Below are 15,693 nucleotides of genomic sequence, written 5' to 3' on the forward strand. Positions count from 1 at the left end.
ACTGTTCTATATGAAAAAGTCGTGCCAACTTTTTCAGAACCTGTTTATGCGGCTTGCAGCGGTATTGTCTGTTTTTATTGCTATCCGCTGTTTGCAAAATGCGAAATTGTTATTTTCATTGTGGGAATATTCGCATTTTGCAAAGACTCTTTGACTCACTGTGCGATCAGTCGGCGCAAGAATTGACGAGCCGCTTCGCTATTTTGTTTGGCAATCAACATCTGTTTTTCATAGATCGGCATGGGCAGGATCTCGAGCCAGCGTTGGCAGAGCCAGGCCGCATCGTCAAACTGCTTGTCCGGATAGAGCTCATCGAGCTCGGGATACTGCTCGAACACTTCCCGCAGCCGGGTGACCAGCGGCTTGTCACTGAAGTCTGAATGGGCGCTTGGCCAGTTCGGCAGGGCTTCGACCCTGGCACGGCGCAATCCCATCTCGTCCGTTTCCATCTCATGAATGCAGAAGCGTTCCATGCCGAGCACAGTGACGCCGAGCAGACCATCATTCAGGGTATAAAAGTCGGTCACCTTGACCCGGGTACCGACCGGCAGGATCCGCCCGGATTTACCCGTGGTGGTCGCCTCTTCCATCACTATGCCGAACCCCTGGTCATTGATGAATGACTCTTTGAGCATCTGCAGGTGGCGCGGTTCAAACAAACGCAGCGGAAGCTTGCCACCAGGCAGTATGTGGGAAGGCAAGGGGAACAATGCCAAAGGTTGAAGTTTCATGTTCCGTCCTCCATTGAGTAGTTGCTGAATAGGACAATGCAGCGACTGTGCCAGAGGATGAAAAAAGCCACCGAATGGTGGCTTTTTGTGGGGAAGGGGATGGTTAGTTGCGCTGCTCCAGGTACATGACAGCCGCTTCCACGCGGCTTTGCGCCTCGAGTTTCTTCAGCAGGCTCTTGACGTGAACCTTGACCGTGCCTTCGGAGATATGAAGCACGGAAGCGACCTGTTTGTTGGAGAGGCCCTTTGCAATTTCGCGCAGGATTTGCATTTCGCGACGCGTTAAGCTTTCCAGCTTCTGTTGCAGGTGGTCCAGCTCGTAGATGTTCTCGAGGTAGGGACGCAGCGGCTCGCTCAGGATCTGTTTGCCGGTCATCACGTCTGCCAGCTGGGCCAGCAACATCTCTGGCTCGGTATCTTTCAGCAGGTAACCATCGGCGCCGGCCTTGAGCAGGGCGACCACGTCCTGGCGAGCGTCGGAGACGGTCAGGATCACCACGCGGGAGGTGACTTCCTCGGTGCGCAGCGCCTTGAGGGTATCCAGACCGGAGAGCCCCTTCATGTTGAGATCGAGCAGGATCAGATCCGGTTCGGACTCTTTGGCCATGGCGACGGCATCGGTGCCGTTGGACGCCTCGCCAATCACCTCTATGTTCTCTTCCAGGGCCAGCAGTTGCACAATCCCTTTGCGCATGAGGGGATGGTCATCCACGACCAGAACACTATATTTCATCTCGTCCATCAGGCATCTCTTGTTAGGCTGGTGGGAAAGGTCAGATGTACGCAGGTGCCTCTGGGCGGCTGTTCGCTGATGGTCAGCAGACCATGCAGCTTGCTGGCACGCTCATTCATGATGCTGAGGCCATAGTGGTTGACCGCCGAGCTTGCGATCCCTATTCCAACACCGTCATCTGAAATCTGAACCTGAATGTTACCATCGGCGAGGGTCTCACAGCTAACATCAATCACTTGCGCGCTGGCATGTTTGATGGCATTGAGCACTGCCTCACGGATCAGCTGCAGAATATGAATGTGCTGACCCGCTTCAAGATCCGTATCAGCCAGACCGTAATGGAGCCTGATCTCGGCCTGGGTCTGAGGCTTGAGCTGCTCCAGCATCACCTTGATGGCTTCCCCCAGATTGGCATCGCCGATGCTGAGGCGGAAAGTGCCCAGCAGCTCGCGCAACTGGGTGTAGGCGCTGCTGAGTCCCTCGTCTATCTGCTGCATGGCCGCCTCTGCCTTGGCGTTATCGCCCTTGGCAAAAGAGCGTTTGAGCAGAGTTGACTGGATCTTGAGGTAGGAGAGCGCCTGGGCCAGCGAGTCGTGCAGCTCGCGGGCGATGACGGCTCTCTCTTCCATCAGCAACAGCCGCTGATGTTGCAGCAGGGTCTGATCCTTGTGCAGCACTTGAGCCAGCAGCATGGAGAAGTTTTTCATCAGCCGCTCGTCGATGGGGTGAGTGCTTATCATGTCGAGCCGGCCGTACTCCTGCTCATCCATCTGCAGATGAAAGCTCACCACTGAGTCGAGATCGCCGGGCCAGCCCTTGCGGCCTGCGATGTAGTCCGGCATGGCGTTGTGTTCAAAGCGGGTCAGCCGGATATGGTCTATGTGCTGATGGGCTGCGGCCCGCTCCAGCAGTTTGAGCAGAGTGCGCCGACTCAGCGGCGCCGCATGCAGCTTCTGGGCGGTGGAATAGAGAAAGGAGAGGGTGTCGTTGGCCTGTTGCAGCTTGGCCGTTTTCTCTTCTACCTTGCTCTCCAGCTCCCGATAGAGCTTGCCGAGCTCATCTGCCATGGTGACGAAGGCGGCCGACAATTCTCCCAGTTCATTCTCGCAATGGGGAGGCAGGGTGAGATCGAACTCCTGGCGCTGGATCTGGCGGGCGCAATAAACCAGCTGGTTGAGCGGGGCCACCACCTGCTGACGGGTAAAGCGGACGGTAAACCAGGCGATGGTGATGATGGAGAGCAGGCCCAGCCCCTCCGCCAATGCCAGCATGCGCACCTTGAACTCCACGTGGTACTGCATCTGATTGACGAAGTCATCGATGGCCGCGACAAACTGTTCCGTATTGTCGGTGTAGCGTTTGGGGGTGGCGTTCTCGATGTGCTCGCGCATCATCTGCCATTGCAGCAATACCTCGCCATAGGTTCGGCGCAGGGAGGCCGGAGTGATCCAGCGCTGTGTCTCTTGCAGCTCGCGTGCATGCAGGGTCTGTTCGAACTGATCGAGCCGTCCCAGCACTGGCTGGCCCTGCTCTATTTCGTAGGCCATGCGATAGGCCTGCATCCGCAGCGAACCCGACAGGTTGATCGCCTTGGCATCGGGCACCGAGTAGAACAGGGTCACCATGGCCACGACGGCGATCAGGCTCGCCATGAACAGAATGAGTACCATGGAACGCCCGATGGCGCTGCTGACCGAATGTACTTTGAACCATTTTCCCATGCTGGCTGGCGTCCCCGACCTCTGGCAATAACCCCATAAAGTTGCGTGGGAGTGTACTCCAACTTGTGCTAGCATCGAAAAACTAGATGAACTCCGAGCTGTTTTGCCTAAGTCCTTGGGATAGGGGAAAGCCGCCGTCAGCCGATGTTCGAGCTGTAAGGGTCAGGAAAGAAATGCCCTGGCCTCCCGTATTTGGAAAGGTGTTTATGTTGCCACTGCAAGATGGTTTTTCCCGTCGTTTTTACTATTTGCGCCTGTCGGTTACCGACGTGTGCAATTTTCGTTGTACCTACTGTTTGCCCGACGGTTATCGTCCCGAGGGTAGAAAGTCGTTCCTGTCTCTCGATGAGATCCGCCGCATTGTCTCCGGCTTTGCCGCCATGGGCACCCGCAAGGTACGTCTGACCGGGGGGGAGCCGTCATTGCGTCGTGATTTCACCTCCATCATAGAGACAGTGGCCAATACCCCGGGTATCGAAAAGGTGGCCATGACCACCAATGGCTATCGCTTGAAAGAGCGGGCCCGGGAGTGGTTCGATGCGGGCCTCACCGCCCTCAATGTCAGCGTCGACAGCCTGGATCCCCGCCAGTTTCACCAGATCACCGGTGAGAACAAGCTGGCGGAAGTGATGGATGGTATTGAGGCGGCGCTGGCCGCCGGCTTCAAATCGGTGAAGATCAATGCGGTGCTGCTCAAGGGGCTCAATGACCATCAGCTGGATGCGTTTCTGGCCTGGATCAGGCACAAGCCCATCGAACTGCGTTTCATCGAACTGATGCAGACCGGCGAGATGGACACCCTGTTTCGTGACCACCACGCCAGCGGCGAGCTCATCAAGCAGCGGCTGCTGGATGGCGGCTGGGTACAGCAGTTGCGCGGTACTGATGATGGTCCGGCGCAGGTATTCATGCATCCGGCTTCGTTGGGGGGAGTGGGGCTCATCATGCCCTACAGCAAGGATTTCTGCGCCGGTTGCAACCGGTTGAGGGTCTCCTCGGTGGGCAAGCTGCACCTGTGTCTGTTCGGTGATAACGGGGTGGAACTGCGTGACTTGCTGTCAGCCGACAGCCAGCAGGATGCGTTGCAACAGCGCATTCGTCAGGCCCTCATCGGCAAGGCGGCCACTCACAGGTTGCATGAGGGGAATGCCGGTATGACCCCTCATCTGGCTTCCATCGGCGGTTAAGCCGCCAACCCCTCTGCAAAAATAGCCATCGATTAATAAGCAATCCTCAAATGGGGGTATTTTGACCTGCCCCCATTCTTTGTTCCTGCGCCAAGGGTTTGATCCAGCGCAATAATACCCCCTGTTTATCTCCCTGGTGGTATATCCCTGAACTTGTCAGGGCCGCAATATACACCCACTCTTATAATAGGTATTGAAAATGCCTGTCATGAGACTCGCTTGTGCGCTATATGGCACCAGACGTTACCACCAGGAAGGAGTTGATATGCCGGATAGGGTCAACCTGTCACGTCGTGGTTTGTTTCGGGGACGCCTGACATCGAGCGAGCCTCAGGTGCAGTTGCCCTGGTCCGTCGCCTGGCCCGATTTTGTGGCCGACTGCACCCGTTGTGGTGACTGTCTGACGGCCTGTCCGGAGCAGATCCTCATCAAGGGTGACGGTGGTTTCCCTGCGGTGGACTTCCTGCGCGGTGAGTGCACCTTCTGCGGTGACTGCGTCACAGCCTGCAAGGCGCCGGTATTTCGTTCCGTGACGGAGGCGCCCTGGCAATACATAGCCCATATTGAAGCCAACTGTCTGGCCAGTGCGCAGGTCTTTTGCCAGCGCTGCCAGGACAGCTGCGAAACCCGTGCGATCCGCTTTTCTCCCATGCTGGGCCGCGTGCCGACTCCCAGCATAGATACTGCCTCGTGTACCGGTTGTGGCGCCTGCGTGATGGATTGCCCGGTGGGCAGCATCCGGGTCGGTGCGCCCAGATCCGAGGCTCCAACATGAATCATGTATGTGTGAAGCAGGAGCCAAAATGAACCAAGAGTTCCATGTATCGAGCCTGGTGGTGCTGACCCAACCCCCCTTTCGTCACCAGCTCGCGCAGCAGATTGCGACCCTTGAAGGGGCCGAGGTCCACGCTGTCAGCGACGAGGGCAAGCTGGTAGTGACGCTGGAAGGTCCCAGCCAGCGTCCCATCATGTCAGCCATTGATGCGATACAGGCAATGCCGGGCGTGCTGTCCGCTGCCTTGATTTACCACCAGTTCGATGAGCTCGATGTCGAATGCAAGGAATAGAAACGCCGTGAGGCCGGAGCCGCGAGGTTCACGATGCCCGATAAAAGCAATAAAGCGCCATAAAGCTGAGCCAGCGCGGCTCGTCACAATGGCTGTCATTGATGTGATTACGCAATGCGAGGAGATGTCATGAAGCTGAGTCGACGCGACTTTATGAAGGCCAACGCGGTGGCAGCTGCCGCAGCCGTGGCCGGTGTCAGTGCCCCCACCCTGGCGGCGAACCTGATCACCAGTACCGACAAGACCGCCATCAAGTGGGATAAAGCCCCGTGCCGCTTCTGCGGTACCGGCTGTTCCGTGCTGGTGGGTTCCCAGGATGGACGTGTCGTGGCGACCCAGGGTGACCCGGATGCGCCGGTCAACCGTGGCCTCAACTGTATCAAGGGTTACTTCCTCTCCAAAATCATGTATGGCGAGGATCGTCTGACCCAGCCCATGCTGCGCATGACCAATGGCAAGTTCGACAAGAATGGTGACTTTGCCCCCGTCAGCTGGGATCAGGCATTCGACATCATGGCCGAGAAGTTCAAGGCGACCCTGAAAGAGAAGGGCCCCACCGCCGTCGGCATGTTCGGCTCCGGTCAGTGGACAGTGTGGGAAGGCTACGCCGCCGCCAAGTTGATGAAGGCGGGTTTTCGTACCAACAACCTGGATCCCAACGCTCGTCACTGCATGGCTTCCGCCGTGGTTGGCTTCATGCGTACCTTCGGCATGGATGAGCCCATGGGTTGCTATGACGACATCGAGCAAGCTGATGCCTTCGTGTTGTGGGGATCCAACATGGCCGAGATGCACCCCATCCTCTGGTCACGGATGTCCGATCGTCGCCTCTCCAACCCGGATGTGCAGGTGCATGTGCTCTCCACCTTCGAGCACCGCAGCTTCGAACTGGCAGACAACGGCATGGTGTTCACGCCCCAGACCGATCTGGCGATCCTCAACTATGTCGCCAACTACATCATCCAGAACGACAAGGTGAACTGGGAGTTCGTCAACAAGCACACCCAGTTCCGCAAGGGCACCACCGACATCGGCTATGGCCTGCGTCCGACGCACCCGACCGAAGCCAGGGCAAAAAACCCTGGCAATGGCGACTCCACGCCGATGAGTTTCGATGACTTCGCCAAGTTTGTGGCGGACTACGACCTGGAGTCTGTCTCCAAGCTCAGTGGCGTGTCGAAAGAGAAGCTGGAAAAACTGGCTCAGCTCTATGCCGACCCGAGCAAGAAGGTGGTCTCCTACTGGACCATGGGCTTCAACCAGCACACCCGTGGGGTCTGGGCCAACAACCTCTGCTACAACATCCACCTGCTGACCGGCAAGATCTCCACTCCGGGCAGTGGTCCCTTCTCCCTCACCGGCCAGCCCTCTGCCTGCGGTACCGCGCGGGAAGTCGGCACCTTTGCCCACCGCCTGCCCGCCGACATGGTCGTGACTGATCCCAAGCACCGCGCCATCGCCGAGAAGATCTGGAAACTGCCGGAAGGCACTATCCCTGAGCAGGTGGGGTATCACGCCGTGCTGCAAAACCGCATGCTCAAAGATGGCAAGCTCAATGCCTACTGGGTGATGTGCAACAACAACATGCAGGCCGGCCCCAACATGAACGAAGAAGCGCTGCCCGGTTATCGCAACCCGGCCAACTTCATAGTGGTGTCCGACCCTTACCCGACCGTCACGGCGCAAGCGGCTGATCTTATTCTGCCCACCGCCATGTGGGTGGAGAAAGAGGGGGCCTACGGCAATGCCGAGCGTCGCACCCAGTTCTGGCACCAGCAGGTCAAGCCGCCGGAAGGGGCCAAGTCCGATCTGTGGCAGCTGATGGAATTCGCCAAGCGCTTCAAGGTAGAGGAAGTATGGCCGGCGGAGCTTATCGCCAAACAACCCGAGCTCAAGGGCAAGACACTGTTCGATGTGCTCTACGCCAACGGTCAGGTCGATCAGTTCCCCAAAGAGCAGAGCAAGGGCGAGTTCAATGACGAGTCCGAGTCCTTCGGTTTTTACGTCCAGAAGGGTCTGTTCGAGGAGTACGCCACTTTCGGCCGTGGCCATGGTCACGATCTGGCGCCGTTCGATCAGTACCATGAGGCGCGCGGTCTGCGCTGGCCGGTAGTGGATGGCAAGGAGACGCTGTGGCGCTATCGCGAAGGGTTCGACCCTTATGTGAAGGCGGGCGAGGGGGTGCGTTTCTACGGCAAGCCCGATGGCCGCGCCGTTATCTTCGCACTGCCTTACGAGCCGGCCGCCGAGGCGCCGGACAAAGAGTACGACATGTGGCTCTCCACCGGTCGTGTGCTGGAGCACTGGCACACAGGCACCATGACCCGTCGGGTGCCCGAGCTCTATCGTGCCTTCCCGGATGCGGTGCTCTTCATGCACCCGGAAGATGCCAAGGCCCGTGGCGTACGCCGTGGCGAAGAGGTGATCGTCTCCTCTCGCCGTGGCGAGGTGAAGACACGGGTCGAGACCCGTGGTCGCAACCGTCCGCCCAAAGGCCTGGTGTTCATGCCCTTCTTTGACGCAAGCCAGCTGGTCAACAAGTTGACCCTGGATGCGACGGATCCGCTCTCCAAAGAGACGGATTACAAGAAGTGCGCCGTCAAGGTCGTCAAGGCGTAAGGCGGGGAGCGCGAGATGAGTCGTAGTCGCCGCCAGTTTCTGGCCGACATGGCCAAGGGGGCCTGCGGTGTGGGCCTGCTTGGTGTCGGTCTGGGCGGAATGGCGCGTCAGCAGGCAGCGGCGGTGCCCGCCCAGGCACTGCGTCCGCCGGCAGCCCTCGACGAGGCCGAGTTCCTCAGTGCCTGCGTGCGCTGCGGGCTCTGCGTCGACGCCTGTCCCTACGACACCCTCAAGCTTGCCCGGCTGTTTGAACCTGTCACCACGGGCACCCCTTATTTCCAGGCGCGCGCCGTGCCATGCGAGATGTGTGACGACATCCCCTGCGTGGTGGCCTGCCCAAGCGGAGCCCTGGATCAGGGGATGACCGACATCGATCAGGCACGAATGGGGGTGGCTGTGCTCATCGATCATGAGACCTGCCTCAACTATCTGGGTCTGCGCTGCGATGTTTGCTACCGGGTCTGTCCCTTGATTGACAAGGCCATCTCGCTCGAACTGGTGCGCAACCCGCGCACCGGCAAACACGCCATGTTTTTGCCGACGGTGCACAGCGACATCTGCACCGGTTGTGGCAAGTGCGAGCATGCCTGCGTGCTGGAGGAGTCCGCCATCAAGGTGGTGCCGCGCCAGCTCGCCAAAGGGGAGCTTGGCCATCACTACCGGCTCGGCTGGGAAGAGAAGCGCAAAGCGGGCAAGTCACTCATCGGTGAGCGGCTCACACTGCCGACCCGTAAACCGGAGGGGTTATGAGTCGTTATCCGGGAGCAGAGGCAAGGGTGCGACTGGGCTGGTGGCGGTCACACCGCTTCCTGTTGCTGCGTCGTCTGACCCAGTTCAGCGTGCTGGGGTTCTTCCTGCTGGGGCCGCTGGCGGGTGTCTGGATCCTCAAGGGCAACCTCTCCAGCTCGCTGTTGCTGGAAACGGTGCCGCTGAGCGATCCCTTGACCCTGCTGCAGTCGGTGGCGGCGGGTCATTGGCCCATCACCACCCTCTGGATCGGGGCTGTCATTGTGCTCTTGGGGTACTGGCTGGTCGGGGGGCGGGTGTTCTGCTCCTGGGTCTGTCCGGTCAACCTCGTCACGGATGCCGCCGCCTGGGCCAGGGCCAGACTTGGCCTCAAGGGCAATGGCCAGTTCAGTCGCAATACGCGCTACTGGTTGCTGGCCATGGTGCTGGTGGCCCCGGCCATTGCGGGCGTGCTGGTGTGGGAGCTGGTCAATCCGGTGTCCCTGGCCATGCGCGGTCTGCTGTTTGGGATGGGGGCTGGCTGGGCACTGTTGGCGATGATCTTCCTGTTCGACTTGTTCGTGGTGGAGCGGGGCTGGTGTGGTCATCTCTGTCCTGTGGGGGCCTTCTACGCCCTGATAAACCGGGTCGGGTTTATCAAAATTTCTGCCAAGGGACGCGAGCGGTGCAGCAACTGCATGGATTGTTATGCGGTCTGCCCGGAGCGCCCCATTCTGCGCGGCCCCGTTCACGGTGCCAAGCGTGGTCACGGGCCCCTGATTGCGGCTCAAGAGTGTACCAACTGCGGCCGTTGCATTGATGTCTGCGCGGAGCAAGTTTTTGAAATCACTGTAGGTTTTGCCGTCAAGGCAGAGAAAATGTCGGAGAACACATAATGAAAAAGCTGATTGGAGCAATGCTGGCCTGCCTGATGGCGGGTTCCTTGATGGCCGCCATCCCCGAGATCACCAATAGCACAGGGGGGATCAAATCCGAGCGGGGGAGCACGGATCTCACCACGGAGGCTGAAGCCGCCCCTTTGAAGAACTTTCGCAAGGACGGGGATCTCTACGATCGCCAGTACATGCATCAGCCGCCGCTGATCCCCCACGATGTTCGCAACTATGAAGTGGACACCAAGGTCAACAAGTGTCTGGCCTGTCACAGCTTCAAGAATGCCAGCAAGATGAAGGCCCCCAAGATCAGTCCCACTCACTTTGAGACCCGTGACGGCATGACCCTGGGTGAAGTGTCGCCGCGTCGCTACTTCTGCCTGCAGTGCCACGTACCGCAAGCGGATGCCAAGCCGCTGGTGGAAAATACCTTTAAACCGGTTGAAGCACTGAACTGAGGAGTTCGCAGATGACATTATTCGGCGTTGTTCAGCGAGTCTGGAACACCTTTAACACTCCAGTGAACGAAGCACTGAACTGAGGAACCCATAGATGAAATTACCCGGCTTTATCCAGCGTCTGTGGACCACGTTCAAGTCACCGTCAAAGGCGGCACTCTGGGTGCTGCTGCTGATGGGCTTTTTCGGTGGCGTCATCTTCTGGGGCGGCTTCAACACCGCCATGGAGGCTTCCAATACCGAGAAGTTCTGTGTCGGTTGCCACGAGATGAAAGACAACGTGTTCGTGGAGTACCGCGACACCATTCACTATGCCAACCGTTCCGGTGTGCGGGCCAGTTGCCCGGATTGCCACGTGCCTCACGAGTGGACCTACAAGATCATTCGCAAGGTACAGGCCTCGAAAGAGCTGTGGGGCATGTTGACTGGCAAGGTGGATACCCGCGAGAAGTTCGAGTCGCACCGGCGCGAAATGGCCGAGCGGGAGTGGCAACGCATGAAGGATACAGACTCGAGGGAGTGCCGCAATTGCCATAACTTCGAGTACATGGACTTCTCTTTGCAAGGCAAGCGGGGTGCCCAGATGCACTCCACCAGTCTGGCCAGTGGCGAGAACACCTGCATCGACTGTCACAAGGGCATAGCTCACCAATTGCCTGACATGACGGGGGTCAAGGGCTTTTAAGCCATCTTGAACAGACCGGGGTTGTCCGGTCTGTTCATATTCCCGCCAGCCAGCTTGAAACGGTATTTGTGCCTCCTTTAAATCCCCCCTCTTGCGCGAGTTTTGGTAGAATCGGGCCGCCGTGAGTCGCAGGGAGTGAGCGGGTGGTCAAGGTTATGCCCGAGCAGGCACTGGCCATCCCGAGAGCAGGTACCGCAAGCCGGGATCCTGACCACTCTCTTCTTCTCTTTTCTCACGGTCTTTTGCTATCAGGAGCTGCCCATGGGACAGAAAAACAGCGCATTCATTCCTCTCAAGATCGCCGTGTTGACGGTCTCCGACAGTCGTACCAGTGCCAATGACAGTTCGGGTGATTATCTGGTGTCTGCCGTGACAGAAGCAGGTCACCAGCTGGCCGATCGTGCCCTGCTCGCCGACAACCTTTATCAGGTTCGTTCCCGGGTCAGCCAGTGGATTGCCGATGAAACCATACAGGTGGTGCTGATCAATGGCGGCACGGGTTTTACCGATCAGAACTGGGTGCCGGAGGCGGTCGGCGTACTGTTCGATCGCACCGTCAAGGGCTTTGGCGAGTTGTTCCGCCAGCTCTCGTTTGCCGAAATCGAAGGGGCGGCCATGCAGAGCCGTGCCCTGGCCGGGCTCGCCAACCGTACTCTGGTCTGCTGCCTGCCCGGTTCTCCCGGTGCTTGCCAGCTCGGCTGGGAGCAGCTTATCCGGGATCAGCTCGATGCCCGTACCCAGCCCTGCAACTTCGTGGCCCATCTCTGAGTCGCGAGTCATTGATCCCAACACTATGTCAGCCTTAAAGGGGAGCGTGATGAACCTGACCCATCTCAACCAAAGCGGCGAAGCCCACATGGTGGACGTGACCGACAAGCAGGTCACCGAACGTGAGGCCCGCGCCGAGGCCTTCGTCGCCATGGCATCTGACACCCTGGCCCTGATCCTGAGCGGTCAGCACCACAAGGGTGACGTGTTCGCTACCGCCCGCATCGCCGGCATCATGGCGGCCAAGAAGACCTCGGATCTTATCCCGCTCTGCCATCCGCTGGCATTGACCAGGGTCGAGGTGGAGATAGTGCCGTTGCCTGAGCAAAACAGGGTTCATATCCGCACCCTCTGCAAACTCTCCGGCAAGACAGGGGTGGAGATGGAGGCACTGACGGCCGCATCGGTTGCAGCGCTGACCATCTATGACATGTGCAAGGCGGTGCAAAAGGACATGGTGATCGAACAGGTTCGACTGGTGGAGAAAAAGGGCGGCAAGTCCGGCCACTTTCAGTTGGGATCGAATGCAGGAGATAACGCATGATCAAGGTACTGTTTTTTGCGCAAGTAAGAGAGCTGGTAGCGTGTGACGAGCTGAGCCTGCCCTGCGACTACGCCACCGCCGAACAACTGCGCGCGGCGCTTTGTGAGCGCGGCGACAAGTGGGCGCTGGCGCTGGAGGCTGGCAAACTGCTGGTGGCGGTCAACCAGACCCTGGTGCCCCTCGACACGCCCCTCAATGATGGCGATGAAGTGGCCTTTTTCCCGCCGGTGACCGGAGGCTGACGATGAGCGACGCAACCATCACAGATCGCATTCTGGTGCAGCGGGCCGATTTCTCGCTGGCGGACGAATATGCCCGCCTCGCCACCCGCGCTGACAGTGGCGCCATTGTCACTTTCGTTGGCAAGGTGCGCGACTTCAATCAGGGGGAGGAGGTGAAGGGGCTGGCCCTCGAGCACTACCCCGGCATGACCGAGAAGGCGCTGGCCGATATCGTGCAAGAGGCCCGTCGCCGCTGGCCGTTGCAGGAGTGTACCCTGATCCACCGTATCGGCGAGCTGTGGCTTGGCGATCAAATCGTGCTGGTGGCGGTGAGCAGCGCCCACCGCGACGCCGCTTTTGATGCTTGTCACTTCATCATGGATTTCTTGAAAACCCGGGCGCCGTTCTGGAAAAAAGAGCTGACCGCCGAGGGTGTGCAACGCTGGGTCGAGGCCAAGGATAGCGACAACGCCGCCGCCGCCCGCTGGCAAGCCTGACCTGTTCATCATGAGGGGCGCAGGTTCAACGGGAACCACGGCCCCGCTTCGGGGCGCGGATGTTCGGGCCTCATCAGGAGAAAGGGAATGAAACCGCTGTTATCTGTTGTCATCGCAGGGGTCTGCGCCGCCACCTTGCATATCGGTGCCGTGCAGGCCGATGAAGTGAAGGTAGCTGTGGCTGCCAACTTCAAGGGCACCATGGAGCGCATCGGCAAGGCGTTCACGGCCAAGACCGGCCATACCCTGGCCATCTCGTCTGCCGCCACCGGGGTGCTCTACACCCAGATCAGTCACGGCGCGCCGTTCGATCTCTTCCTCTCCGCTGATGTGGCCACCCCTCAAAAACTGGAGGCAGAGGGCAAGGGGAGCGATCGCTTCACCTACGCCATCGGTCAGCTGGGACTGTGGAAGAAGGGGGGGCCTGCTCCTGACGAGGCGACCCTGCGCAGCTGGAAAGGCAACCTTGCCATCGCCAATGCCCGCACAGCTCCCTATGGCGCTGCCGCCATGGCGACCCTCACCCATCTCAAGATCGATCCCAAGCAGTACCGGCTGCTGACCGGCGCCAACATCGGCCAGACCTGGCAGTTTGTCGATACCGGCAATGCCGAGCTGGGCTTCGTGGCCTGGGCCAATCTGGTGGAAGCGGGCAAGACCGGCGAAGCCTGGGCTGTGCCTGCCAACTTCTATCCCGCCATCGAGCAGCAGGGGCTGGTATTGAAGGAAGGGGCCGCGGTGGAGGCGCTGGTCGCCTGGCTCAAGGGGCCGGGTCAGGCGCAGATCAAGGCCGCGGGCTATGCCCTGCCCCGATAAGGACATGGGGCTGACGCGATACCCTGAGTGGTCGGCCTTAGGGTCGGCCACTCTTTGCAATGAGGATGGACACCATGCCGTTGGCTGCATTCAACCGGGAGCCTGACGATGAGTAGATATCTGTTGGCGATGACCTGCCTGACTCAGGATCAGGTCTACTGGGAGTGCGGCTCATTTGCAATGTCTGGTGCTGAGCCTGGCGTTGGGAGTGAGTCCGATGAGTGAAGGGGATCTGCTGGCGATCTGGCTCACCCTCAAGCTGGCAGCCTGTACCACCGGCATATTATTGCTGCTGTCGCCGCCGCTGGCCTGGTGGTTGTCCCGCAGCCAGCACAGATTGCGGCCGCTGGTGGAGGCCTTGGTGGCCTTGCCGCTGGTGCTGCCCCCCACAGTGCTGGGTTTTTATCTGTTGCTCGCCTTCTCCCCTGAATATGGCTTTGGTGCCTGGTGGCGTGACACCTTCGGCGCCCCGCTTGCCTTCAGTTTTCTTGGCCTGCTGTTCGCCTCCATCCTCTATTCGCTGCCGTTCGTGGTACAGCCGCTCACCTCCGCCTTCGTCAACATGGGTAACAAGGAGCTGGAAGCCGCCGCCACCCTGGGGCTGGGGCCGGTTGAGCGCTTCTTCCACATTATTTTGCCGATGACCCTGCCCAGCTTCGTGATGGCGGCGGCCCTCGGCTTTGCCCACACCCTGGGGGAGTTTGGCGTGGTGCTGATGATTGGCGGCAATATCCCTGGGGAGACGCAAGTGCTCTCCATCGCCCTGTTTGATCACGTGGAGGCGATGGATTACCAGAACGCCCATATTCTGGCGGGGGGCTTGATGGGCTTCTCGCTGGTGATGCTGGTGCTGGTCTACGGGGTGTTGCAGCGCAGGCAACGGAGACTGTTCGGATGAACCAGCCAGCCAATATGTCGCAGGGCAACGCCTTGTACCGCCATCCCTTGCAACTTGAGGCCCGGCGCGAGTTTGGTCCCTTTACCCTCGATTGTGCACTGACCCTGGAGCTGGGGGGCATTCTCGGTCTGTTTGGCCCCTCCGGCTGCGGCAAGAGCACCCTGCTGCGCATCCTCGCCGGGCTCGATCGTCAAAGCGGGGATCGCTTGTGGTGGGGCGATCGGGAGTGCGCTGAACTGCTGCCCGAAGCACGCCGTATCGGGCTGGTGTTTCAGGATTCGCGCCTCTTCCCCCATCTGACGGTGCTCGGCAATTTGCAACTGGCGGCCCGCAAGGGGCGAGGACGCTGGCAGCCCGAGGCGCTGGCGGCGCGGCTCGGCTTTGCCGATCTGATGGCGCAGCCTGCTCATGCGCTTTCTGGTGGTCAACGCCAACGTGTAGCATTGGGGCGGGCGCTGCTGGCCGAGCCCGATCTGCTGCTGCTCGATGAGCCCTTCTCGGCGCTGGACAGCCGCAGCCGCATCCATCAGGCCCACGTGCTCAAGGGGTTGCAGCGCGAAAGCGGCGTCCCCATGATCTTCGTCAGCCACGCCATGGAGGAGGTGAGCCTGCTCTGCGATCAGCTGGTGCTGCTGGAAGGTGGCAGGGTGGAAGCGCAAGGCAGGCCGAGCGAGATCTTTGCCCGCACGGATCTGTCGCTCGCCAGTCGCGACGATGCCGGTGTGATGTTGGATGCCACCCTGGCCCACTACGATGACGACGAGCAGATGGCGACCCTGCAGCTCGGCGAGCAGACATTGCGGGTCACCATGAACCGGATGCCGGACGAGAGTGGCCCCTTGCAGATCAAGGTGGCGGGGCGGGATGTGGTGATCGCCACGGCGCCTATCGAGCACTCCAGTCTCTCCAACTGTCTCACCACCCGTTTGATGGCGGTGCGCGAGGTGCGCCCCGGCCAGACCCTGTTGCAGTTGGCGCTGGGTGAGCAGATACTGCTGGCCCGGATCACCAGTCGCTCCGCCACCCGTCTGGCGCTGGCGCCGGAGCAGCAGATATACGCCTATATCAAGGCGGTCAGTCTGGTCAGTGAAGGTTGAATGGGTGGTGATCTGATACATTGTGGTGCGGC

General features: G+C 59.7%; 18 protein-coding genes and 1 riboswitch. Of the genes, 15 read left to right on the top strand and 3 right to left on the bottom strand.

Translation table 11 applies throughout. The features are described from left to right. Positions 1-155: 155 nt before the first annotated feature. The 3 genes from OKC28_RS01870 to narQ form a co-directional block, all read right to left on the bottom strand. The gene (locus tag OKC28_RS01870; protein ID WP_005309859.1) at positions 156-731 is read right to left on the bottom strand and encodes an LON peptidase substrate-binding domain-containing protein; all 576 of its coding nucleotides are present in this window, start codon (positions 729-731) and stop codon (positions 156-158) included. Between the two features lie 103 nt (positions 732-834). Beyond that, complete coding sequence (gene narL / locus OKC28_RS01875) at positions 835-1,473, bottom strand: two-component system response regulator NarL (RefSeq protein ID WP_017411638.1); 639 nt, start codon at positions 1,471-1,473, stop codon at positions 835-837. Continuing rightward, positions 1,473-3,185, bottom strand: coding sequence for a nitrate/nitrite two-component system sensor histidine kinase NarQ (gene narQ, locus OKC28_RS01880; protein ID WP_270686988.1), 1,713 nt, complete (start codon positions 3,183-3,185; stop codon positions 1,473-1,475). The genes narL and narQ overlap by 1 nt, the downstream gene beginning before the upstream one ends. 79 nt (positions 3,186-3,264) lie before the next feature. Next, positions 3,265-3,404: riboswitch (molybdenum cofactor riboswitch) on the top strand. On the opposite strand from narQ, the gene moaA reads away from it, so the two are divergent. From moaA to modC, 15 genes are all read left to right on the top strand, one after another. Continuing rightward, positions 3,392-4,372 carry a GTP 3',8-cyclase MoaA gene (gene moaA / locus OKC28_RS01885; protein WP_021137874.1) on the top strand — a complete coding sequence of 327 codons (981 nt, stop codon included), beginning with the start codon at positions 3,392-3,394 and terminating at the stop codon, positions 4,370-4,372. It overlaps the preceding riboswitch by 13 nt. Before the next feature lie 265 nt (positions 4,373-4,637). Beyond that, complete coding sequence (gene napF / locus OKC28_RS01890; RefSeq protein WP_058394998.1) at positions 4,638-5,147, top strand: ferredoxin-type protein NapF; 510 nt, start codon at positions 4,638-4,640, stop codon at positions 5,145-5,147. 28 nt (positions 5,148-5,175) lie between these two features. Beyond that, positions 5,176-5,439: a chaperone NapD gene (locus OKC28_RS01895; protein WP_059168583.1), complete on the top strand. Its 264-nt coding sequence runs from the start codon at positions 5,176-5,178 to the stop codon at positions 5,437-5,439. Positions 5,440-5,568: 129 nt separating this feature from the next. Then, a complete protein-coding gene (gene napA / locus OKC28_RS01900; RefSeq protein WP_058394997.1) occupies positions 5,569-8,058 on the top strand; it encodes a nitrate reductase catalytic subunit NapA in 2,490 nt (829 codons plus the stop codon). Positions 8,059-8,073: 15 nt separating this feature from the next. After that, entirely contained in the window at positions 8,074-8,808 is a 735-nt protein-coding gene (gene napG / locus OKC28_RS01905; protein WP_005309879.1) for a ferredoxin-type protein NapG, read from the top strand. Next, the gene (gene napH, locus OKC28_RS01910; protein ID WP_270686994.1) at positions 8,805-9,680 is read left to right on the top strand and encodes a quinol dehydrogenase ferredoxin subunit NapH; all 876 of its coding nucleotides are present in this window, start codon (positions 8,805-8,807) and stop codon (positions 9,678-9,680) included. The genes napG and napH overlap by 4 nt, the downstream gene beginning before the upstream one ends. Continuing rightward, the gene (locus OKC28_RS01915; RefSeq protein WP_005309884.1) at positions 9,680-10,135 is read left to right on the top strand and encodes a nitrate reductase cytochrome c-type subunit; all 456 of its coding nucleotides are present in this window, start codon (positions 9,680-9,682) and stop codon (positions 10,133-10,135) included. The genes napH and OKC28_RS01915 overlap by 1 nt, the downstream gene beginning before the upstream one ends. 94 nt (positions 10,136-10,229) lie before the next feature. Further along, positions 10,230-10,820, top strand: coding sequence for a cytochrome c3 family protein (locus tag OKC28_RS01920; RefSeq protein WP_005309887.1), 591 nt, complete (start codon positions 10,230-10,232; stop codon positions 10,818-10,820). A 261-nt stretch (positions 10,821-11,081) separates the two neighbouring features. Next, complete coding sequence (moaB, locus tag OKC28_RS01925) at positions 11,082-11,588, top strand: molybdenum cofactor biosynthesis protein B (RefSeq protein ID WP_270686997.1); 507 nt, start codon at positions 11,082-11,084, stop codon at positions 11,586-11,588. Between the two features lie 49 nt (positions 11,589-11,637). Then, complete coding sequence (gene moaC, locus OKC28_RS01930) at positions 11,638-12,132, top strand: cyclic pyranopterin monophosphate synthase MoaC (protein WP_059113847.1); 495 nt, start codon at positions 11,638-11,640, stop codon at positions 12,130-12,132. After that, positions 12,129-12,374 (top strand): molybdopterin synthase sulfur carrier subunit, encoded by a 246-nt coding sequence (gene moaD / locus OKC28_RS01935; protein ID WP_042655941.1) that lies wholly within the window; start codon positions 12,129-12,131, stop codon positions 12,372-12,374. Before moaC ends, moaD begins: the two co-directional genes overlap by 4 nt. A gap of 2 nt (positions 12,375-12,376) precedes the next feature. Then, complete coding sequence (moaE, locus tag OKC28_RS01940; RefSeq protein WP_270687003.1) at positions 12,377-12,850, top strand: molybdopterin synthase catalytic subunit MoaE; 474 nt, start codon at positions 12,377-12,379, stop codon at positions 12,848-12,850. Between the two features lie 87 nt (positions 12,851-12,937). Continuing rightward, the gene (modA, locus tag OKC28_RS01945; RefSeq protein ID WP_270687005.1) at positions 12,938-13,666 is read left to right on the top strand and encodes a molybdate ABC transporter substrate-binding protein; all 729 of its coding nucleotides are present in this window, start codon (positions 12,938-12,940) and stop codon (positions 13,664-13,666) included. Positions 13,667-13,883: 217 nt separating this feature from the next. Next, positions 13,884-14,564 (top strand): molybdate ABC transporter permease subunit, encoded by a 681-nt coding sequence (gene modB, locus OKC28_RS01950; protein WP_017411633.1) that lies wholly within the window; start codon positions 13,884-13,886, stop codon positions 14,562-14,564. Then, entirely contained in the window at positions 14,561-15,661 is a 1,101-nt protein-coding gene (gene modC, locus OKC28_RS01955) for a molybdenum ABC transporter ATP-binding protein (RefSeq protein ID WP_270687007.1), read from the top strand. Before modB ends, modC begins: the two co-directional genes overlap by 4 nt. Positions 15,662-15,693: the final 32 nt, after the last annotated feature.

Origin of the sequence: Aeromonas sp. D3, from assembly GCF_027705025.1 — a bacterium.
Taxonomy (GTDB): domain Bacteria; phylum Pseudomonadota; class Gammaproteobacteria; order Enterobacterales; family Aeromonadaceae; genus Aeromonas; species Aeromonas salmonicida.